This window comes from Vibrio atlanticus (genome assembly GCF_024347315.1).
Classification (GTDB): Bacteria; Pseudomonadota; Gammaproteobacteria; order Enterobacterales; family Vibrionaceae; genus Vibrio; species Vibrio atlanticus.
Map to the genome: position 1 here is coordinate 72,822 of NZ_AP025460.1, position 21,150 is coordinate 93,971.

A 21,150-nucleotide genomic window follows, 5' to 3' on the forward strand; every position below is an offset into this window, starting at 1 on the left:
GCTTATCCGTTTTCAAAGGTAAGGACAGTCATGCCATTTGATCCATTGGTAACCGCGGTTATTGAAACCTCTTTAAATACTTTCGTGAACGATGATCCAGCTTTGGTTCGTCGTTTGTCTCGTTTAAAGGGGCAGATCATTCAAGTTAATTTGAAAGAGTTGAATAAAACACTCACTTTCGTTTTCAGCCAACAAATTGATGTGTTGTCGGAATACGAAGGGCAGCCTGATTGCTACCTATCTTTGAATTTATCAGTGTTACCGGAACTGCGTGAGCAATCGAACATCACCAAGCTGATCAAGCAAGATAAGCTGATCTTAGAGGGTGATATTCAACTGGCTCAGAAATTTGCTCAGCTAATGACAGACTGCAAGCCTGACTTGGAAGAGTGGCTATCGCGCGTGACGGGCGATGTGGTTGCTCATACCTTGGTACAAGGCGTTAAGAATGTTGGCGGTCTTGTAGCTAAGCAAGCGACTAAGCATCAAAACCATCTCGCTCAGGTATTAACTGAAGAGTGGAAAATTGCACCAGCGCCATTAGAAGTGGCACATTTTTGCGATCAGGTTGATGACGTAAAAAGCTCAGCTGCACGTCTTGAAGCTAAATTGAACGCTCTGTTGGAGAAAGCATGACCCCAACAGAACTGAAACGTCTTTATCATATTATCAAGGTACAGTTGGAATACGGCCTTGATGAATTGATGCCTGAGCACCAGTTGACTAAAGCCCCTTTACTGGCGCGAAAGTCACTGTTTTGGCTCAAGAATAAGCATCAAGATAAAGAATTAGGCCACCGCTTGCGTTTAGCGTTGCAAGAATTAGGGCCTGTTTGGATTAAGTTTGGTCAGATGATGTCAACGCGTCGCGACCTATTTCCTCCTCATATCGCTGATCAGCTAGCACTATTGCAAGACCAAGTGGCGCCATTTGATGGTCAATTGGCTAAGCGAGACATGGAAAAAGCGCTCGGTGGTAGCCTAGATAACTGGTTTACCGATTTTGATATCGAGCCATTGGCTTCTGCTTCTATCGCTCAGGTGCATACCGCAAAGCTCAAAGAGAGTGGTCGCGAGATTGTTCTGAAGGTTATTCGCCCTGATATTCGCCCGGTGATTGATGCAGATCTAAAACTGATGCACCGAATGGCGCGTATAGTCGCTAAGTCGCTTCCTGAAGCACGTCGTTTGAAACCGGTTGAAGTCGTTCACGAGTACGAAAAAACGTTACTTGATGAACTAGACCTGCGCCGCGAGGCGGCCAATGCCATTCAACTACGACGTAATTTTGAAGGCAGTGAAGAGCTGTATGTTCCAGAGGTTATCCCTGATCTAAGCAGTGAAACCCTGATGGTGTCAGAGCGAATCTATGGTATTCAAGTATCCGATATTGAAACGCTAGAAGCCAACGGCACCAACATGAAATTGCTCGCGGAACGTGGCGTGACGGTATTCTTCACCCAAGTATTCCGAGACAGCTTTTTCCATGCAGACATGCACCCGGGCAACGTATTCGTTAACCCAGAGAATCCAGATAACCCTCAGTGGATTGGTTTGGATTGTGGCATTGTTGGTACGCTCAACAGCGAAGATAAGCGTTATTTAGCAGAGAACCTGCTGGCCTTCTTCAATCGAGATTACCGTAAGGTCGCAGAGCTGCACGTGGATTCGGGTTGGGTTCCACACGACACCAACGTCAACGATTTCGAGTTCGCGATTCGCATGGTGTGTGAGCCAATTTTTGCAAAACCACTTGGCGAGATCTCATTTGGCCATGTGTTGCTAAACTTATTTAATACAGCAAGACGTTTCAACATGGAGGTTCAACCTCAGTTGGTGCTTCTTCAGAAGACCTTGTTGTATGTCGAAGGCCTAGGCCGTCAGCTGTATCCGCAACTTGATTTGTGGGCAACGGCGAAGCCTTTCCTTGAAACCTGGATGATGAATCAGGTGGGGCCGCAAGCTGTGATTAACGCAGTAAAAGAGCGTGCGCCATTCTGGGCAGAAAAACTGCCAGAGCTGCCAGAGCTACTTTATGACAGCTTGCGCCAAGGTAAAGCGATGAACCACAGAATGGATCAGCTTTATCAAGGTTACCGAGATAGTAAGCGTCAGCAAGCAACAGGAAAGTTTTTGTTTGGCGTTGGAGCTACTTTAGTCGTATGCTCCGCAATATTAGTTTCAAGCCCTTATGAGCAGCTATCTATGGGCTGTGGCATCGCAGGTGTCACATTTTGGTTGCTTAGTTGGCGAGCTTACCGTCGTTAGACAGTAGACTCTCTTAATATTTTTTATGTGTAGACAGACCCGAGGACAATGACAATGGGTGGTATCAGTATTTGGCAACTTCTAATCATTGCTGTAATTGTAATTTTACTTTTCGGAACAAAGAAACTGCGCGGTATGGGTGGTGACTTAGGTTCAGCTGTGAAAGGCTTCAAAAAAGCGATGAGCGATGAAGACAAGCCTGCAGATAAGAAAGATGCAGACTTCGAACCAAAGAATATTGAACAGCAGAAGACAGAAGCTAGCGCTGAAACAACTGCTGAAACAAAGAAAGACAAAGAGCAGGCGTAAATCGTGTTTGATATCGGTTTTTGGGAACTGGTATTAATATCTGTCGTTGGGTTAGTGGTTTTAGGACCTGAGCGTTTGCCCGTGGCGATTCGTAGTATTTCCAAGTTTGTTGGACAAGCGAAAAGCATGGCAAACAGTGTGAAAGATGAACTTTCTCACGAGCTTAAGGTGCAAGAGCTGCAAGAAAACCTACGCAAGGCGGAAAAAATGGGTATGGAAGATTTATCTCCAGACCTAAAAGCGTCAGTCGATGAACTCAAGCAGGCCGCTGCTCAAGTTCAACGTCCGTACGCTAAGCCTGAGTCTGATAAGCCAAGTGAGACTGAACCTAGTGTCACGGAAACTGTGGAATCTGAAACCATTCAGGTCAACAGCGAAGCTTCAGCACCGTCAGATAAGAAAGCCGAATAGTCTCGCAAGGAGGAGTCGCCAGATGCTTGAGTCGCTAGATGTTTAAATCGATAGCTATTCAAGTAGATAACTATTCAAGTGGATACCAATTCAACTGGATAGATAGGTGCGCGGCTCCTTTTCGATCTTCCTGTTTAAGAGGTTTGACATGTCTTCGACTGAGCAGACACAGCCTTTAATTAGCCATCTTCTAGAATTACGTAATCGCCTACTACGCGCGATTGTCGCTGTTCTAGTGATATTTGTCGGGCTAATTTATTTTGCTAATGATATTTATGAATTCGTATCAGCACCTTTGGTAGATCGTCTGCCTGAAGGGGCGACGATGATCGCAACGGATGTTGCATCGCCATTTTTTACACCACTAAAATTAACCTTAATCGCGTCTATTTTTGTCGCGGTGCCGTTTATTTTGTATCAGGTGTGGGCCTTTGTTGCTCCGGGTTTGTACAAGCATGAAAAACGCTTGATCATGCCGCTATTGGCTTCAAGTTCTTTGCTGTTTTACTGTGGTGTGGCGTTTGCTTACTTCGTAGTATTCCCATTGGTATTTAGTTTCTTCACGGCTATTTCCTTAGGGCAGGTAGAGTTCGCGACAGACATATCAAGTTATCTCGATTTTGTACTCGCGCTGTTCTTTGCTTTTGGTATTGCCTTTGAAGTACCAGTAGCGATTATCTTGTTATGTTGGACGGGGGCGACAACGCCTAAGGCTCTGTCTGAAAAGCGTCCGTACATTGTTGTCGGTGCTTTTATCGTCGGTATGATGCTGACACCTCCCGATATGATCTCGCAGACACTGTTGGCGATTCCAATGTGTATTCTGTTTGAGATTGGTCTGTTCTTCGCGCGTTTCTATGTGCGTAAGCCAGATGCGGATGAAGAGGAAGAAGCTGAGTCTTGATTCTGCTGTAAGAGTATAATTGCTAGAGTCCTTCAGCAAAAATAACACAATAAAAAAGCGGCCCGAGGCCGCTTTTTTATTGTGTCTGTTTATCGAATGTCGATTATACCATCGTCATAAATAACGGGTTACGCTCACTTGTTTTAAAGCTCGATCACTGCGTTATTTCTGATGACTTACTGTAATTGATATTATAAACCAAACAGTAATTTAGCGTTGCTGGTCGTTATACTGTCGACTTCTTCAAGGCTAATTCCACGCAATTCAGCGATGCGTTTTGCTACCAACTCCGTGTAGGCTGGCTCATTACGTTTACCGCGATTCGGTGTTGGTGCCAAGTATGGGCAATCTGTCTCTAGAATGACGTAATTCATATCAAGATGTGGAATCACCTTGTCCATTCCTGAGTTCTTAAAGGTCGATACACCGCCTAAACCTAAGTGAAAGCCTAGCTCGTTGATTGCTTGGGCCTCCTCTAAGCTGCTGCCAAAGCAGTGGAATACGCCACGTAAGCTGCCGTCTTGTTCTTTACGAAGTAAGGCAAGTGTCTCTTCAATAGAATCACGCGTGTGGATCACGACAGGTAGGTCTAGATCTTTTGCCCACTGCAGTTGAGTCACGAAAGCCATCTCTTGTTCAGCCTTGAAGGTTTTATCCCAGTACAAGTCGATACCAATCTCACCCACGGCGATAAAGTCATGTTTATCAAACCAAGCTCGAATGGTTTTGAGGGTTTGCTCGATATTCGCATCCACATAACAAGGGTGTAAGCCCATCATTGAACGACACACATCAGGAAACTGAGCTTCCGTCGCTAACATTGGTTCGATAGAATCTAAATCGATGTTCGGCAATAGAATGGTATCAATACCTTGAGCCAATGCGCGCTGCACGACTTGTTCACGGTCTTCATCGAATTCGCTCGCGTAAATATGAGCATGGGTGTCGATCATTATTTTGTCCTGAAAGCAGTCTTTACTGAGTTGTCATGAGTATACGGCAGTGTGAGGAGAAGGTCATTTTTTGCCATTTATCCCTGTTTTTGAGTGGGTTTTATATTTTACTGCTAGCGTCCTGAGCCATCAGTGATATGCTTTTGCCTGTATTTAGCACTTTTCATATCTAAGCATTTCGGTGCTTAGACTAGGCAAGGAGAATCTAGTGTCTGTTTCAATTCAAGGTCAATTCCCAGGTCGCCGTATGCGCCGTATGCGTAAGCACGACTTTAGCCGTCGCCTAATGGCAGAAAATCAATTGTCTGTGGATGACCTCATCTACCCAATGTTTATCCTGATGGGTAAAGACCGCCGCGAGCCTGTCGAGTCAATGCCGGGTGTTGAACGCTTGTCGATCGATCTGATGCTTGAAGAAGCGGATTACCTGTCAAAATTGGGTGTTCCTGCGATTGCTCTGTTTCCGGTCGTGAACCAAGATGCTAAAAGCTTATGCGCGGCTGAAGCTCATAATTCAGAAGGTTTAGTGCAGCGTGCGGTACGTTCATTAAAAGAGCACGTGCCAAATATGGGTGTGATTACTGATGTTGCACTGGACCCATTTACTACTCACGGCCAGGACGGCATCATCGATGAAGATGGTTACGTGATGAATGATGAAACGACTGAAGTGTTGATTCAGCAGGCGTTATCGCATGCTGAAGCCGGTGCAGATGTGGTTGCTCCGTCGGATATGATGGATGGTCGTATTGGTAAGATCCGCGAAGCGTTAGAGGAAGCGGGTTATATTCATACTCAGATTATGGCGTACTCTGCGAAATACGCATCGTGTTATTACGGCCCATTTCGTGATGCAGTCGGCAGTGCTTCGAACCTGAAAGGTGGTAATAAGAAGAACTACCAGATGGATCCTGCCAACAGCGATGAAGCGATTCACGAAGTGGCAATGGATCTTAATGAAGGTGCGGATATGGTGATGGTTAAGCCTGGCATGCCTTATTTAGACATCGTGCGTCGTGTGAAACATGAACTTCAAGCACCAACGTATGCTTATCAAGTGTCTGGTGAGTATGCGATGCACAAAGCAGCAATTCAAAACGGTTGGCTAAAAGAACGCGACACCGTTATGGAATCACTGCTGTGCTTTAAGCGTGCTGGTGCTGATGGCATCCTGACGTACTTCGCTAAAGATGTTGCAGAGTGGCTTGCTGAAGACAATGCACAAGCAGCCAAGCACTTAAAAGAAAAGTAACAACTTAACGTTAACTTAAGTGGTATTCAGTAAAAGGGTTGGCCATTGTGTCAGCCCTTTCGCTTATGAGGATGGAAGAAGATGTCAGTCATAGTACGTGAAGGTTCACTGGAAGAGGTTGTGTCTGTTGTCGAGCAGATCTCTGAGTTTGCTAGAAAAGAGAGTGTCGCTTCACTGGCAGCTCGGCTTGAAGGGAAAAAGAGTCTGATCTTAGTGGCTGAAGAGGCGAACGTGTTACTCGGCTTTAAAATTGGTTATGAGCTTAACTCAAATACTTTCTATAGTTGGTTTGGTGGTGTGTCACCGCTTGCAAGAAATAAGGGGGTCGCACAGGCTCAATTAGATGTTCAGGAGCAGTGGGCACAAGAGCGGGGTTATGAGCAGCTGAAAGTAAAATCTCGTAACCAGTTTCCTGCGATGCTGTGTTTACTATTGAAAAATGGATATCGAATAGAAAAACTGGAAGAAAAAGAAGAGATTAATGAAAATCGAATCCATTTCGTGAAGCAATTATCAGCTTAGTGATTTGCTTTATCGGGGGGATAAATCATTTAAAATGAATTTAATGAGATTTATTATCATTTAGTTGTTGACTATTAAATGAGAATCATTATTATTAACTCTGTCTTAGGGAATGAGGAAATGTTCACAAGGATGTTAAGTACTCAAGTATCAACTTGGTTACCCAACAGAATTCTCGCGAACTTGTACTAAGTTCTTTTTGACACGACATTGCTCACATTGCTTCCAGTGTAATTTATAGCTTTTAGGTAAAGCTGTGGTATTCAATTTGAATGGCTTTACCAGTTTTTGCTAGGCGACATCTTCGGGTGTCGCTTTTTTTATACCTCCAATTCAACAATATGCATATTTAGTGGCACGTTTTTTTATGAATAAAACGCCATCAGCATTCTTTTCCACAATGCAGGATCGTAAAAAGATCGTTGATCATCTGCTCGATCTGTAAAATTATTCTTTGTTTTCAGTGTGTTGTTAGTGTTTTTTGATTTGTTAACCTTACTTCTCAACAGGGTGGATAAATAATATAAACAGAGTTATCCACAGAACGCTTGCGTCTAAGAACAAAAAATAACAACAAATCGATTATAACGAATACAACCGAGTGAACGGATACAGATCGACAACATGGAATCCAACCAACAGACGTGGCATTCTTAACAGATAATTTCTGTACTTACTGGATTCACAAATATTATGGCTCGTATTCCTGATAATCCATTGATTCTGATCGATGGCTCTTCTTACCTATATCGCGCGTTCCATGCTTACCCTGGCACCATGAGCAATGGTGATATCCCAACCAACGCTGTTTATGGTGTGGTTAACATGCTACGCAGCATGATGCGTCAATTTGCTTCTGATCGTATTGCGGTTATTTTTGATGCGAAAGGAAAAACGTTCCGTGATGACATGTACCCAGAGTACAAAGCAAACCGTCCACCCATGCCTGATGACCTTCGTTGCCAAATAGAACCGCTGCACAATGTGATTCGAGCAATGGGCTTGCCACTTATCTCTATACCCGGCGTTGAAGCGGATGATGTGATCGGTACGCTTGCTTCTCAAGCTTCTGCGATGGGGATGCCTGTACTTATCAGTACTGGTGATAAAGATATGGCGCAGTTAGTTGATGACAACGTTACTCTGATCAACACCATGACCAACGTGGTAATGGATCGCGAAGGTGTGATTGAGAAGTTTGGTATCCCGCCAGAACTGATCATCGATTATTTGGCACTGATGGGCGATAAAGTCGATAACATCCCTGGTGTTCCGGGTGTGGGTGACAAGACAGCGACGGCTTTGCTACAAGGCATTGGTAGTATCGAAAAGTTGTATCAGAATCTTGATGATATTGCGGCGCTTGGTTTCCGTGGTTCGAAGACGATGGCTAAGAAGCTGGCTGATAATAAAGACAATGCTGACATGTCCTACGAGCTTGCAACAATCAAGCTAGATGTTGAGCTTGAAGAGACGCCTGAGTCATTGGTAAAAGCACAACCCAATATCGATGAGCTGATTAAGTTATACGGTCAACTGGTCTTCAAATCTTGGTTGAACGAGCTCCTTGAAGGTGGCAGTGGTGTGGTTGAGGCGGCTGAAAAATCTGCCGCAGCGGGAGCTGGTGCGGTACGCAACAGTGCTTCTTCAGCAACGTCTACTGTAGAGATGAATACGTCTGCCGTGACGATTGATCGCAGCAACTACGAAACGATTCTAGATGAAGCGTCATTCAATGTTTGGTTAGAAAAGCTTAAAGCAGCTGAATTGTTTGCTTTTGATACTGAGACAGACAGCCTTGATTACATGGTGGCGAACCTCGTTGGCCTGTCATTCGCGACTGAAGAAGGCGTTGCCGCTTACGTACCGGTTGCTCACGACTACCTAGACGCACCGCAACAGCTGGATCGTGATTGGGTACTTGAACAGCTTAAGCCGATTCTTGAAGATGATGCTCAAGCTAAAGTGGGTCAAAACCTGAAGTACGATATGAGTGTGCTAGCGCGCTACGGTATCGAGATGAAAGGCATCAAACACGATACCATGCTGGCGTCTTACGTTTTCAACAGCGTAGGTGGCAAGCATGACATGGACAGCCTAGCGCTGCGTTTCCTTCAGCACAGCTGCATCTCATTTGAGCAAATCGCAGGTAAAGGTAAGAAACAGCTTACTTTCAACCAGATTGAACTGGGTGAGGCGTCTCCATACGCTGCAGAAGATGCTGATGTGACATTACGTCTTCATAACCGCCTGATGGAAAACATTGAGCAAGATGAAAAGCTAAAAACCATCTATGAAGAAATCGAAGTACCGCTGATCCCTGTGATGTCTCGCATTGAACGCACTGGTGTATTCATTGATGACATGTTGTTAGGGGCTCAATCGCAAGAGATTGCGGTTCGTCTGGATGAGCTAGAGCAGAAAGCCTACGAGATTGCAGAGCAAGAGTTCAATATGAACTCGCCAAAACAACTGCAAGCGATCCTGTTTGAGAAAATGGGTCTACCAGTTATCAAGAAAACGCCATCAGGTGCACCTTCAACCAACGAAGAAGTGCTTCAAGAACTGGCGCTTGATTACCCGCTGCCTAAGCTGATCATTGAGTATCGTGGTCTTGCGAAGCTTAAGTCGACGTACACAGATAAACTGCCGAAGATGATCAACGCTGAGACTGGTCGTGTTCATACGTCTTACCATCAAGCGGTGACCGCGACGGGCCGTTTGTCTTCGACTGATCCAAACCTACAGAACATCCCAATTCGTAATGAAGAAGGTCGTCGTATCCGCCAAGCATTCGTTGCACAACATGGTTGGAAGATTCTAGCGGTCGATTACTCTCAAATTGAATTGCGTATCATGGCGCACCTATCAGGTGACAAAGCGTTGCTGGAAGCATTCCAACAAGGCAAAGATATCCACGCGGCAACGGCTGCTGAGATCATTGGCGTTGATATTGAGCAGGTAACCACTGAGCAACGTCGTCGTGCTAAAGCGGTTAACTTTGGTCTTATCTACGGCATGAGTGCTTTTGGTTTGGCTAAGCAGCTAGGTATTCCTCGTGGCGAAGCACAACACTACATGGATACTTACTTTGAGCGTTACCCAGGTGTGATGCAGTATATGGAAGACACACGCAGCGCGGCTTCAGAGCAAGGCTTTGTTGAAACCATTTACGGTCGTCGTCTGCACCTTCCTGAGATTCAATCTCGAAATGGCATGCGTCGTAAGGCTGCTGAACGTGCGGCAATCAACGCGCCAATGCAGGGCACAGCAGCAGATATCATTAAGAAAGCGATGCTGTTGGTTGATGAATGGATTCAAGCGGAAGGCGATGGTCGTGTGAAACTGCTTATGCAAGTACACGATGAATTGGTCTTCGAAGTGGAAGAGTCAGCTTTAGCCGAAATTGAAAGTAAAGTACAACAATTGATGGAATCCGCCGCAGAGCTAGAAGTACCGCTTGTCGCGGAAGCTGGCCACGGTGACAACTGGGATCAAGCCCACTAATCAGTTTTTGACCTTATTGAGTAAATTAGTATGAGCCAGTGCACAAACACTGGCTTTTTTTTGTCTCGAATAAAGTTAAGTCATAAGAAGATCTTGGGTGTTTTAATAAAACGTTCATGAAAAAAAACTACAAAAATGGTTTTCATTTCTGAGCAATTGTTGTACATTAAATCTTGTAGGGTACAGAGGTAAGATGTTCTATCTTTCAGACCTTTTGTTTCACGTTATTGGATTAGGCTGATTCAGCCGCCCCAGTCAGTATTTGACTGGGGCGTTTTTTCTTGTGCGAAAGAAAAATATCTCCAACCTACTATTCCCCCGTAAAATCTCCCATTTTTAGTGCCTTTTGTTACGTTTCCCCTAAGCAGCGTGATAAACACTTGATTGCCTTAGATCTGGAATTCAATCAGCAATTGGTAATTTTAATCCGTCTCTAAGTGCATTGTTTTATTCTTGAAAATAACTTTTATTTTACAAGTGACTCATAATGCAATGATCGTTTACGTCTTATTTATCAGTACATTGAGTGGGTGAATGCTCAATGTAGTCCATGATTTCCTGTTGTTTCTCTGTGCTGTATTTCAGAGCTTCGGCCGTGATCTGGATAGATTGCGCCATAGAAGAGATATTGTTGGTCGCTTCCACCAAGGTTTGCTGCATGGGTTTTAGGATAAGTAGATAGATAGCGGCCAACGCGATAACAATGACAGCGATAACGGCTGCCAACGCAATAATGATTTTAGTTTGGATATCATCTAACAGTAATTGACTGGTTTTCTTAAAGGCGAGTCGAGATTGGTCTAAGACTTGTGGGAGTTGATTGAGTGATGTCTTGGTGGAGCTCGCAAGCTGATTGATGCTTTCAACGGTTTGATTCAGGGCTTGTTGTTGGTCATTGCTGAGGTTGGGGTTGTTGACTATCGCCTGCAAAGATTGCGATATCACCTCAAGGGACTCACTCGCGTCTTTTGCATACTTTTCCATACCATCTAGGTCTAAAGTCATATCGATATTGATTAATGGGACTTGTTCTTGTTCCGCTTCAGATGCTACACCGGAAAATGAGATCAATATAAGTGCGATGGTCGCCAAGGGTTTTTTCCACATGAGTATTCCTTTCTCACTGTTCAGTTTGTTAAAGGTTGTCTTTTAGTATGGTTCACTTCTCTCTCTTCTAACTGATTAATCTTGTCTTTAACTCTCAAGATCTAGGTTTAACTCACTAATTTGTGGGTAAAAAAATACCCCACCTATAAAAGGCAGGGTATTGATAAGGCTAAATCACTGGTTGTCAGTGCTTTACCCTCTAATTATAGATAAAGCTCTATATAGAAGAATTACTCTGAGTCGTTTTGCTCTTCGTCCGCTAGCTCATCAATGATCTGATCAGCAAACACAGGTGCAAACCACTCATCCATCTTGGCACGCAGTTGGTCAACGCCGATGCCCTTCATTGAAGAGAAGACATCAACCGCTACATCACCACCGAAAGATTTCGCATCATTACGGATTTTCAGTAGCTGTGCTTTACGCGCACCGCTTTTTAGTTTGTCTGCTTTTGTTAACAAAACCTGTACTGGGATGCGGCTATCGATAGCCCAGTAGATCATTTGTTGGTCAAGGTCCTTCATTGGGTGACGGATATCCATCAATACCACTAAACCTTTTAGGCTTTCGCGTCGTTGTAGGTATTCGCCTAGCGACTTCTGCCACTTTTTCTTCATTTCAAGCGGTACTTGAGCGAAGCCATATCCCGGTAAATCGACAATATGACAGCCGTCGGTAACCTTAAATAGGTTAATTAGCTGAGTTCGACCTGGGGTTTTACTGGTTTTCGCCAAGCTTTTTTGGTTTGTAACGCGGTTTAGTGCGCTAGATTTACCAGCATTGGAGCGTCCTGCAAACGCAATTTCGATCCCTTCGTCTTCTGGTAAGTGACGAATATCAGGTGCACTGGTAATGAAATGCGTGTTTTGATAATGAATTTTTACGCTCACTGTTAACTCCATCTCGACTTTGTGTAGTCGATTGATTACTTTTTTGTGAATTTGTGTAAAATAACCGTGCTCGGCATAAGGTCGCCTATTGTACCATGAGTGGCAACATAGAGTGGTACTGGAAGCTTGATAATTATAATGGAATGTCATGAAGAAATTAGCGCTAATTTTGAGTCTTTTAGCCAGCTGCTCAGTATGGGCTCAAGGTAGTATTGAAGCTGGTAAAGCCAAATCACAAACATGTGTTGCCTGCCACGGTGCTGACGGCAACAGTCTGATCACTCAGTACCCTAAGCTGGCTGGTCAACATGAGAAGTATCTAGAGAAGCAGTTAAAAGAGCTTAAGCTAGGTATGACGAGTGGTGGTAAACAAGGTCGTTACGAGCCTGTAATGGGTGCAATGGCGATGCCTTTATCTGAAGAAGATATGGCTGACCTAGCGGCATACTACGCATCTCTCCCTATCTCGAGTAACTCTACTCCTGAAAATGTAGTAGATGAAGGTAAGGTTCTTTACACTGCGGGTAACGCAGAACGCGGCGTAACGGCTTGTATTGCTTGTCACGGCCCTCGTGGTAATGGTACCGAACTTTCTGGTTTCCCTAAGATTTCAGGTCAGCACGCAGATTACATCAAGGTTCAACTTGAGAAATTCCGCGATGGTAACCGTAATAACGACATGAATGCGATGATGCGTGATGTAGCTAAAAAGTTAACAGACGCAGATATTGATACCTTATCGAAGTACGTTGGTGGTTTACACTAATATGTCGGTTTCTTGCTCTTAGCCAGAGTAATGAAATGTACGTTCGAGCGAGATTGAAGAGACGCCCCGATCAGTAATGGTTGGGGCGTTTTCTTTTGTGTTGATTTTATATATCCGGTTTGTGTTAATGTCTAATTTATCAATGCGTGTTCGAATTGTGTACAAAAGTGTGAGCTCGCACTCTTGTAGTCTTTTTGTAAAAAGGTAAAGTAGCCGCCATCAGCTAGGAGCTGACTTAGATACGGATGGTCATCTAGTCTAACGGTATAGACAGAAACGGATCAGGCTAGGACAGCCCAGCAACAAGGTGTTAGAAAAGGATAGCCAAAACTCATCAGGACGATGAACAACAAACAAATTTGGCATGGAAAGCACCAATAACAAATGGAGATTTGTGTACCAAGTTGAGTATGCAAATTTTGGCCGATATAGGCAGATTTAGAGAGCGATAGGTTTTCCTATCGCTTTTTTTATTGATTTGATGAAAAAACACCCAATACCTCTCCACTATAAACTCAGTTTCTGGTATGTTTCGCATCCCTGTTTAAGGATGTGCTATGTATACTTGTCCCTTATGCCATCACCAAGGCGTGAATCACTATTTTGAAGACAAACGCAGAGCCTATCTGCAGTGTCAGCAATGTGAACTGGTATTTGTTAAACCTGAACAAAGGTTAGAAGCAAAAGAAGAAAAAGCACACTATGATCTCCATGAGAACGATCCTAGTGATGCAGGCTATCGCCGTTTTCTATCTCGCATCGCGGATCCACTAACAGACAAAATTTCATCTAACTCACAAGGGTTGGATTTTGGTTGTGGCCCAGGCCCTACGCTATCTATTATGTTAGAAGAAGCCGGACACACCATGGAGTTGTACGATATCTATTACCACCCAGAAGCTTCTGTGTTGGAAAAAACGTATGACTTTATGACTGCCACGGAGGTGATAGAGCATCTTTATCACCCAGACAAAGTGTGGCAGCAATGGTTGAATTTAGTTAAACCCAAGGGCTGGATTGGTCTTATGACTAAGCTAGTAATAGACGTAGACGCGTTTGCTGGTTGGCACTACAAGAATGACCCGACACATGTCGTCTTCTTTAGTCGTCAAACATTCCAGTTTTTGGCAGAGCGGGATAAGCTCGAACTAGAATTTTTTGGAAATGATGTAATTTTACTGAGGAAAGTGCAGTAATGGGTCGTAGTAAGAAATCAAGAAAACCGGGAGCACTTGGCGCTCCGGAACCTATGGTTACTCGTAACCGTAGTGAATCTGATGTTGAAGGTCGTGAACGTAAGCGTGTTAAAAAGCGTAAAGGCCTTAAGTCTGGCAGCCGTCACTCTGATGGTAGCGAAGCAAAACAGCGTAAAGCTGCACTAGCTCGCGACCCTCGTTTAGGCAGCAAGAAAAAAATCCCGCTGATTGTTGAACCAGCGAAGAAGTCGACGAAACAAGAGCGCAAGCTATCTAACGAACAAGAGTTAGAGATGCTTGAGAATGATGCTCAACTGAACACATTGCTAGATCGTATCGAAAATGGTGAAAACCTAGGTGCTGGTCTGCAGAAGTTTGTTGATGAGAAACTTGATCGTATCGAACACCTAATGGGCCGCTTAGGTCTGCTAGAGCCAGAAGACGATGAAGAAGAGATCTTCGAAGAAGCACCTGTTGCCTCTAAGAAGAAAGCAAGCTCTGACGAAGACTTGCTATCTCAATTCGAAGATTTCGACTTAGACAGCTTTAAAGGTTAATAGCCAATGAACGTAACCTTATTAGCAATTGCTGGTGGAATTATCATTCTCGGCTTGGGCTCTTACGCAGGTTACCTTCTACTTCAAGTGAAGAAGCAGACGGAGTTGCAAAAGCAGCATCAAGCACTTGCCATTGAAAAACGTAACGCGACGATTTACGAAAACGTAAATACTTTATGCTTAGCGGGTATTCAAGGCCAGTGTGACTTACCTGAGATCAGTATTCGAGTGTGTATCATTATGGATAACGTTCAGGGTGATGAGCGTGTTGATTTTGATTCTGAATATCCTGCTCTTTCTGAGCTGTACCATATCGTAAAAGATATGGCTCGCGGAGATGCAAGACAGGAACTGACGAAGAAAGATCGCATGCAGCAGAATCTCACGCGCCATAAGGCAGAGACTCGCTTGAATGATGCGGTCATCGAAGATTTGAAAAGGTTGCAGGAGAAGGTTAAGCCTCTCAACAACCAAATCAACATTCAGATGATCTAGTCACTAAGACTATTTAATGTAGAGGCTTGTTTAATACTCTATTTTTAAGACGTGCTGCTTTTAATACCTATGCCTTTAAGACACTTTGCCTTAAAGGCATATTGTTTTTAAGTCGTCTTGCTTTTTAATAGACAATGTTAAATGAGCTTTCTTACCTTTTGCGTCTCGTTAATCCCGACGCTTTGTTAGTGATCAAGCTAGCAGTTCTGAGTTTTTGTCTGAAAAATTGATTTTGTCTTGGAACGACCTTACTGGTCGTGTGGCAAAATAACCCGTCTATATTTTAATGTATGTAAAATGATTTGAGAGACCTTAGGTTCTCGCGGATCTAAATTGGAAGTACCGCTATGTCGAGCAAGCCAGTAACAACGAATCAGCAAATCGTTTGGGACCAAGAAATCTTAAACAAGTACAACTATTCGGGACCTCGTTACACCTCATACCCAACTGCGTTGGAGTTTCATGAAGCGTTTACTGTCGCTGATTACGACATGGCGTGTACTCAATATCCTGATCGTCCACTCTCTCTTTACGTGCATATCCCATTTTGTCACAAGCTTTGTTACTACTGTGGTTGTAATAAAGTCATTACTCGTCACTCGCATAAAGCGGATGAGTACTTGGATGTGATTGAACATGAAATCCGCCAGCGCGCCTCTTTATTGAATGGCCGTAAAGTGACTCAACTGCACTTCGGTGGTGGTACACCCACGTTCTTGACCAAAACACAAATCACTCGTTTGATGGGCATTTTGCGTGAAGAGTTTAACTTCACCGCTGACGCTGAAATCAGTATTGAAGTTGACCCGCGTGAGATTGAGCTAGACGTACTTGACCACCTTCGAAATGAAGGCTTCAACCGCCTGAGCATTGGCGTGCAAGACTTCAATAAAGAAGTACAGAAGCTGGTTAACCGTGAGCAAGATGAAGAGTTCATTATTGCAATGGTTCAACGTGCGACAGAGCTAGGCTTCCGTTCAACTAACCTGGATTTGATCTACGGCCTACCAAAGCAGACTCAAGCTTTGTTCGCTGAAACATTGAAGCAAGTGTTAGAAATGAAGCCGGGCCGTTTATCTGTATTTAACTACGCACACATGCCGCAACTGTTTGCTGCGCAGCGTAAGATAAAAGATGAAGACCTACCTGAAGCGAAAGAGAAGATGGCTATCTTACAAGATACTATCGAGACGCTAACCGGTGCGGGTTATCAGTTCATTGGTATGGATCACTTCGCGCTACCTGAAGATGAGCTAGCCGTAGCACAACGTGAAGGTATTCTGCATCGTAACTTCCAAGGTTACACTACTCAAGGTGAAGCTGACCTAATTGGCTTCGGTGTTTCTGCGATTTCTATGGTTGGTGATGCTTACGCACAAAACCAGAAAGAGCTGAAGAAGTACTACGCTCAAGTGAATGACCTGCGCCATGCACTTTGGAAAGGTGTTGCACTAGACAGTGACGACCTTCTACGTCGTGAAGTGATCAAGCAGCTGATTTGTAACTTCAAGCTTGATAAAACAATGATCGAATCTGAGTTCTCGGTTAACTTTAATCGCTACTTCAAAGAAGATTTAGAGCTTCTACAAACCTTTATCAACGATGAGTTGGTTGAAGTCGATGACAAAGAAATCCGCGTAACTTTGCGTGGCCGTTTGCTGATCCGTAACATCTGTATGTGTTTTGATAAATACCTACGTGCCAAGGCTCGCCAACAGCAATTCTCTCGCGTTATCTAATCGTTCGTTAGAGAATAGAACAATAAAAAATGCCAGCATCATGCTGGCATTTTTGTATCTGTGCATTCGATATCTGTCTGATTTAGGTGACGCTTTCTTTGGTGCTTTGTTTGGCCTCGGTGCTTTGTTCGACTTTGTTATTCGTTTTAAACTTGGCATTTAGCATACTGCCGAGGTCGGTCGGCCATTGCTCCAAACGGTACTGGGCGGCTATATAAAAAGCCTTGAGCAAGCGGGCATTGAAGTTGCTTGAGGAGCTCTGCCTGTTGTTGTGTTTCAACCCCTTCTGCTACCAAGCTGACTTTGAAACCCTTGGTGATGTTGACAATAGCCGCGACGATGGAGCTGTCTAGGTTCTCTTTTTCCAACTTACTGACGAAGCTGCGATCGATCTTTAAGCAATCAAATGGCAGTTTGTGTAAGTAAGCCAGTGACGAATAGCCGGTACCAAAGTCATCAATTGCAATCGAGATGCCTAGTGCTTTTAGCGTCAGCATATTATCGATGATGGTTTGGTCATTGTCGACGATGCGTGATTCAGTGATCTCTAGCGTCAGGTTTTGGGCTGGTAATTTGGTGTCACGCAGCGTGGTTTTAACCAATTCAATAAATCCGCTTTCACTCAGTTGGTCGACAGATAAGTTAACGTGAATAGAGAAGTCTTTATTCCATTTTCCAGATTCAATCGCAATTGCGGTATCTCGACATGACTTGTGCAAAATCTGCTTACCAATCTCGTAGATCAATCCTGTTTCTTCTGCTAAAGGAATGAACTCCAAAGGTGAGATTATACCCTCGTCCGTTACCCAACGAGCCAAAGCCTCGGCACCTATGGTAGCTCCAGATTCAAGGTCGATTATAGGCTGATAGAAAGGCTCGAACTGCTGAAGATCAATTGCCTTGTTAAGACGTGCCAACATCTTGGTGCGATATCTCGATGCTTTGCCCATTTCTGGGTTGTAAATACTGACACTGGTTTTGTCTTGCTTTGCGTTGCTCAAGGCTATACTGCTGTTGCGTAGCAGCAGTGTAATGTCGTTGACGTTCGAGACATTCACGACCCCCATTGATACTTTGATGACCACGCTTTCTGATTCCATGGCAAATGGGGAGGTAAAGATTCGAAGTAAGCGACTCGTCAGTAGTTGAACGTCATCTATTTGATTGATGTTAGGAGCGTAAATCGCAAATTCATCCCCGCCAGTTCGAGCTAACAGGAAGTTCGATGGTAGCGTACCTCTTAAACGAGCGGCCGCAATGATAAGCAGTTGGTCACCATTGTAATGGCCGAGGCTATCATTAATATCTCGAAAGCGGTCAATACCAATTAAATAAAGTGTACCTTTTTCGTTTTCAGGGTTTTTCTTGGCTGTATCAATAAAGCCTTCACGACTATACAGTTTGGTTAATGAGTCATAGGTAAGTTGAGCCTGTAACGCCTGAAAAGAAGCCTTTAAATTGTTGGTCATTTCATTAAATGATGCTACTAACATGCTGGTTTCATAAATATTCCCAGTGTTTGGCATGTTCGTATTCCAGTCACCTTCGGCGAGGCGCTTTGCCGCACCAGCTGTGGAAGTGATGGGTTGAGTCACGCGATTAAAGGCAATTAATCCAGCGATAATACCAATGCAACTGAGAGTTAGACCGAGTAACCAACTGTTTCTTTGGTTTTTTGGTAATTCACCAAGTAGGCTACTTTCTGGGATCGACATACCAATAATCCAAGTGATGCCGTACTCATCTTCATAAGGGGTAAGTTGATTGAAATATCGTTCGTTATCTAAATTAAAACTAAAGCGCTGCACATTTAAATCATCGATTAGATGAAACTTATCTACATAACGGGCACTTTCACGTATTACCGCGTTAGCACTCTCTGTTGCTAACAAGCGCTGGCCTTTGTCTGTTTGTCCTGTTCCCCAAGAGACCACGCTGCCTCCGCCCGAATGAGCGACTAAGCGCTGTTGCTTATCAATAATATAAACAGAGGCATCCGTTTTATCTTTGAGATCCTTGAGAAAAGCATTAAAGGTGTTGATCTTAATATCGCTGGCGAGGACACCTTTGAGCTCGTTATCACTATAGATAGGAGCGAGAGCCGATAAAGTGATCTCTTGTCGTTCATCTGCATTGGCATAAATTGATGACCATACAGCCTTGTTCTGTGTCACTACTGGAGTGTACCAAGGGCGAACTCTAGGGTCATAACCTGAAATTATGGTTCGAATGTCTCCGCTAATCGTATTACCACGATAAATGACAAGTTTGCCTTGAGTTCGATCATCCCGGGCCATTAAAGTTAAGCCGCGGTTTGTTTCTTTTCGAAAGCCGACATAGTTACCATCTTCAGAACCAAAGCCAATCACGTCAAGCTGGGGAATAGCGTTAAAGTGCGCAGAAAACTTATAAAGAATATAGTCTTGAACCTGACTAAGATTTCCCTCTTCATAAAGGTTGTGATAACCGATGTTATGACTTAGCGAGAGGTTAGCGTGAAAGGGTTTGTCTAAAAAATCGGCCAGACTTTGATGAACGTTATCTGTAAGTGAGGTGAGTTGGCGGGCACTAATATCACTCACCATCTCTTTGTAGCTTTGCTTTTGAGTGAAAATCATTACGCCCATGGTGAAGATAAATATCATCACGAATGGCAGAACCACTGCTGTTCTCAAGGTAATTTGCGTTTTCAAAGACATCTTTAGCCACAGATTGGATAGATAGTGTACTGTAATTGTACCGATACTATTCAAATCAAGCGACACTTTTTTAGCTTTAAAAAATATGTATCTAGAGGCATATAATACTCAGTACAACTCTTTGAGCTTACGAGTCAGGGTGTTTCTTCCCCAACCTAAAACTTTGGCTGCATCTTGTTTATGGCCATTGGTATGGTTGAGTGCGGCCTCTAGTAATATACGTTCAAACTCGGGTAGAGCATAAGTCAGTAGCTCCTTTTCTCCTGAATCAAGCGCACATTTTGCCCAATTGGCGAGTAGTTGTTGCCAGTTATCTCCAGTCCCAGAAGTTGTCACTACTTTTTCTTCCAGCAGCTCTGGTGGTAGATCTGAAGGAAGTATTTCACTACCACTTGCCATTACTGTTAACCAACGACAAATGTTCTCAAGCTGACGCACGTTTCCCGGCCAATTGAGCTGATTGAGCTTCAGAATGGTTTCAGGGTGCAGTGTCTTCACTTCTACACCAAGCTCTTCAGCGGCTGATGCTAGGAAGTGGTGAGTCAGCTTTTCAATGTCCTGTTTACGTTCGCGCAGTGCCGGAATATGGATTCGGATAACGTTGAGTCGATGGAAAAGGTCTTCACGGAAACCACCGTCATGTACTAAGCGCTCAAGATCTTGGTGGGTTGCGGCAACGATACGAACATCGACCTTGACCGCAGAATGTCCACCTACGCGATAAAACTGGCCATCAGACAGCACGCGCAGTAGTCGAGTCTGAATATCGAGTGGCATGTCGCCAATCTCATCAAGAAACAGAGTACCCCCGTTGGCTTGCTCGAAGCGTCCTTGGCGAACACTGTTAGCACCGGTAAAGGCGCCTTTTTCGTGGCCAAACAGTTCTGACTCGATGAGATCTTTGGGAATCGCAGCCATGTTCAGGGCGATAAAGGGCTTTTTCGCTCTTGGGCTGTGACGATGTAAGGCGTGTGCGACTAGTTCTTTACCTGTACCTGATTCACCATTGATCAGTACGGAAATGGATGACCGAGACAAACGACCAATAGCGCGGAAGACTTCCTGCATCGCAGGCGCTTCGCCAATGATTTCTGGCGCGTTGGTGTCTTCTACTGCTTCACTCGCCTGTTCTCGCTTTTGCTCTTGGCTGTGGGCGATTGCTCGTTCTACTAAAGTCAGTGTCTCATCGATATCGAACGGCTTAGGCAGATACTCAAAAGCGCCTTTTTGATAAGCATTGACCGCAGCATCAAGGTCTGAGTGCGCGGTCATAATGATCACTGGCAGGTCGGGAGAGCGTTGATGAACCTGATGCAAAAGCTCAATACCGTCAATGCCGGGCATGCGAATGTCAGACACCAAAACGTCTGGCGTCTCGCGCTCAAGCGCAAGCAGCACGCTCTCTGCATCAGCAAATGTTTCACACTTTATATCCGCAGATGAAAGTGTCTTCTCTACTACCCAGCGGATAGAGCTGTCGTCATCGACGACCCAAACGTATCCCTTACTCATAATTCAATTCCTTTGCAGCCAAATCTATTGTGATAATCATTGTTGTTTTTATGGTGTCTCTAAT

Annotated in this window: 18 protein-coding genes and 1 pseudogene; 14 read left to right on the top strand and 5 right to left on the bottom strand. The window is 44.2% G+C overall.

The window, feature by feature from the left end:
* Window positions 1-30: 30 nt before the first annotated feature.
* The 5 genes from OCV30_RS00330 (at window position 31) to tatC (ending at window position 3,891) form a co-directional block, all read left to right on the top strand.
* Window positions 31-636, top strand: a complete 606-nt coding sequence (locus tag OCV30_RS00330; RefSeq protein ID WP_017631979.1) for a ubiquinone biosynthesis accessory factor UbiJ — start codon at window positions 31-33, stop codon at window positions 634-636.
* On the top strand, window positions 633-2,267 hold the full coding sequence (gene ubiB / locus OCV30_RS00335; RefSeq protein WP_065679637.1) for a ubiquinone biosynthesis regulatory protein kinase UbiB: 1,635 nt from the start codon (window positions 633-635) through the stop codon (window positions 2,265-2,267). Before OCV30_RS00330 ends, ubiB begins: the two co-directional genes overlap by 4 nt.
* Window positions 2,268-2,321: 54 nt before the next feature.
* Window positions 2,322-2,576 (top strand): Sec-independent protein translocase subunit TatA, encoded by a 255-nt coding sequence (gene tatA, locus OCV30_RS00340; protein ID WP_009848052.1) that lies wholly within the window; start codon window positions 2,322-2,324, stop codon window positions 2,574-2,576.
* Window positions 2,577-2,579: 3 nt separating this feature from the next.
* Complete coding sequence (gene tatB, locus OCV30_RS00345) at window positions 2,580-2,987, top strand: Sec-independent protein translocase protein TatB (protein WP_004735566.1); 408 nt, start codon at window positions 2,580-2,582, stop codon at window positions 2,985-2,987.
* 148 nt (window positions 2,988-3,135) lie between these two features.
* The gene (gene tatC, locus OCV30_RS00350; protein ID WP_009848051.1) at window positions 3,136-3,891 is read left to right on the top strand and encodes a twin-arginine translocase subunit TatC; all 756 of its coding nucleotides are present in this window, start codon (window positions 3,136-3,138) and stop codon (window positions 3,889-3,891) included.
* Window positions 3,892-4,082: 191 nt separating this feature from the next.
* On the opposite strand, the gene OCV30_RS00355 is transcribed toward tatC, so the two are convergent.
* On the bottom strand, window positions 4,083-4,844 hold the full coding sequence (locus tag OCV30_RS00355; protein WP_065679638.1) for a TatD family hydrolase: 762 nt from the start codon (window positions 4,842-4,844) through the stop codon (window positions 4,083-4,085).
* Between the two features lie 208 nt (window positions 4,845-5,052).
* On the opposite strand from OCV30_RS00355, the gene hemB reads away from it, so the two are divergent.
* The 4 genes from hemB to spfP all read left to right on the top strand — a co-directional run bounded on the left by hemB (window position 5,053) and on the right by spfP (window position 10,366).
* A complete protein-coding gene (gene hemB, locus OCV30_RS00360; RefSeq protein ID WP_009848049.1) occupies window positions 5,053-6,096 on the top strand; it encodes a porphobilinogen synthase in 1,044 nt (347 codons plus the stop codon).
* A gap of 81 nt (window positions 6,097-6,177) precedes the next feature.
* Window positions 6,178-6,618 carry a GNAT family N-acetyltransferase gene (locus OCV30_RS00365; RefSeq protein ID WP_012602989.1) on the top strand — a complete coding sequence of 147 codons (441 nt, stop codon included), beginning with the start codon at window positions 6,178-6,180 and terminating at the stop codon, window positions 6,616-6,618.
* Between the two features lie 693 nt (window positions 6,619-7,311).
* Complete coding sequence (polA, locus tag OCV30_RS00370) at window positions 7,312-10,125, top strand: DNA polymerase I (RefSeq protein ID WP_065679639.1); 2,814 nt, start codon at window positions 7,312-7,314, stop codon at window positions 10,123-10,125.
* Between the two features lie 193 nt (window positions 10,126-10,318).
* A complete protein-coding gene (gene spfP / locus OCV30_RS22975) occupies window positions 10,319-10,366 on the top strand; it encodes a small protein SpfP (protein ID WP_438356636.1) in 48 nt (15 codons plus the stop codon).
* 266 nt (window positions 10,367-10,632) lie between these two features.
* Here the strand turns inward: spfP and OCV30_RS00375 are convergent, their stop codons facing one another.
* Window positions 10,633-11,232 carry a GTP-binding protein gene (locus OCV30_RS00375; RefSeq protein ID WP_065679640.1) on the bottom strand — a complete coding sequence of 200 codons (600 nt, stop codon included), beginning with the start codon at window positions 11,230-11,232 and terminating at the stop codon, window positions 10,633-10,635.
* A gap of 230 nt (window positions 11,233-11,462) precedes the next feature.
* Window positions 11,463-12,122, bottom strand: a complete 660-nt coding sequence (yihA, locus tag OCV30_RS00380) for a ribosome biogenesis GTP-binding protein YihA/YsxC (RefSeq protein ID WP_009848045.1) — start codon at window positions 12,120-12,122, stop codon at window positions 11,463-11,465.
* Window positions 12,123-12,270: 148 nt separating this feature from the next.
* Between yihA and OCV30_RS00385 the strand changes: the two genes are divergently transcribed.
* From OCV30_RS00385 to hemN, 5 genes are all read left to right on the top strand, one after another.
* Complete coding sequence (locus tag OCV30_RS00385) at window positions 12,271-12,888, top strand: c-type cytochrome (RefSeq protein WP_065679641.1); 618 nt, start codon at window positions 12,271-12,273, stop codon at window positions 12,886-12,888.
* Window positions 12,889-13,445: 557 nt separating this feature from the next.
* Window positions 13,446-14,084: a class I SAM-dependent methyltransferase gene (locus OCV30_RS00390; protein ID WP_012602994.1), complete on the top strand. Its 639-nt coding sequence runs from the start codon at window positions 13,446-13,448 to the stop codon at window positions 14,082-14,084.
* The gene (gene yihI, locus OCV30_RS00395; protein ID WP_004735577.1) at window positions 14,084-14,641 is read left to right on the top strand and encodes a Der GTPase-activating protein YihI; all 558 of its coding nucleotides are present in this window, start codon (window positions 14,084-14,086) and stop codon (window positions 14,639-14,641) included. Before OCV30_RS00390 ends, yihI begins: the two co-directional genes overlap by 1 nt.
* Window positions 14,642-14,647: 6 nt before the next feature.
* Window positions 14,648-15,136, top strand: coding sequence for a DUF2489 domain-containing protein (locus tag OCV30_RS00400; protein ID WP_009848043.1), 489 nt, complete (start codon window positions 14,648-14,650; stop codon window positions 15,134-15,136).
* A 347-nt stretch (window positions 15,137-15,483) separates the two neighbouring features.
* Window positions 15,484-16,875, top strand: coding sequence for an oxygen-independent coproporphyrinogen III oxidase (gene hemN / locus OCV30_RS00405; RefSeq protein WP_009848042.1), 1,392 nt, complete (start codon window positions 15,484-15,486; stop codon window positions 16,873-16,875).
* 82 nt (window positions 16,876-16,957) lie between these two features.
* Here the strand turns inward: hemN and gepA are convergent.
* Both gepA and glnG read right to left on the bottom strand, forming a co-directional pair.
* Window positions 16,958-19,574, bottom strand: a pseudogene (gene gepA / locus OCV30_RS00410) (phosphodiesterase GepA).
* Window positions 19,575-19,682: 108 nt separating this feature from the next.
* A complete protein-coding gene (glnG, locus tag OCV30_RS00415) occupies window positions 19,683-21,086 on the bottom strand; it encodes a nitrogen regulation protein NR(I) (RefSeq protein WP_065679642.1) in 1,404 nt (467 codons plus the stop codon).
* Window positions 21,087-21,150: the final 64 nt, after the last annotated feature.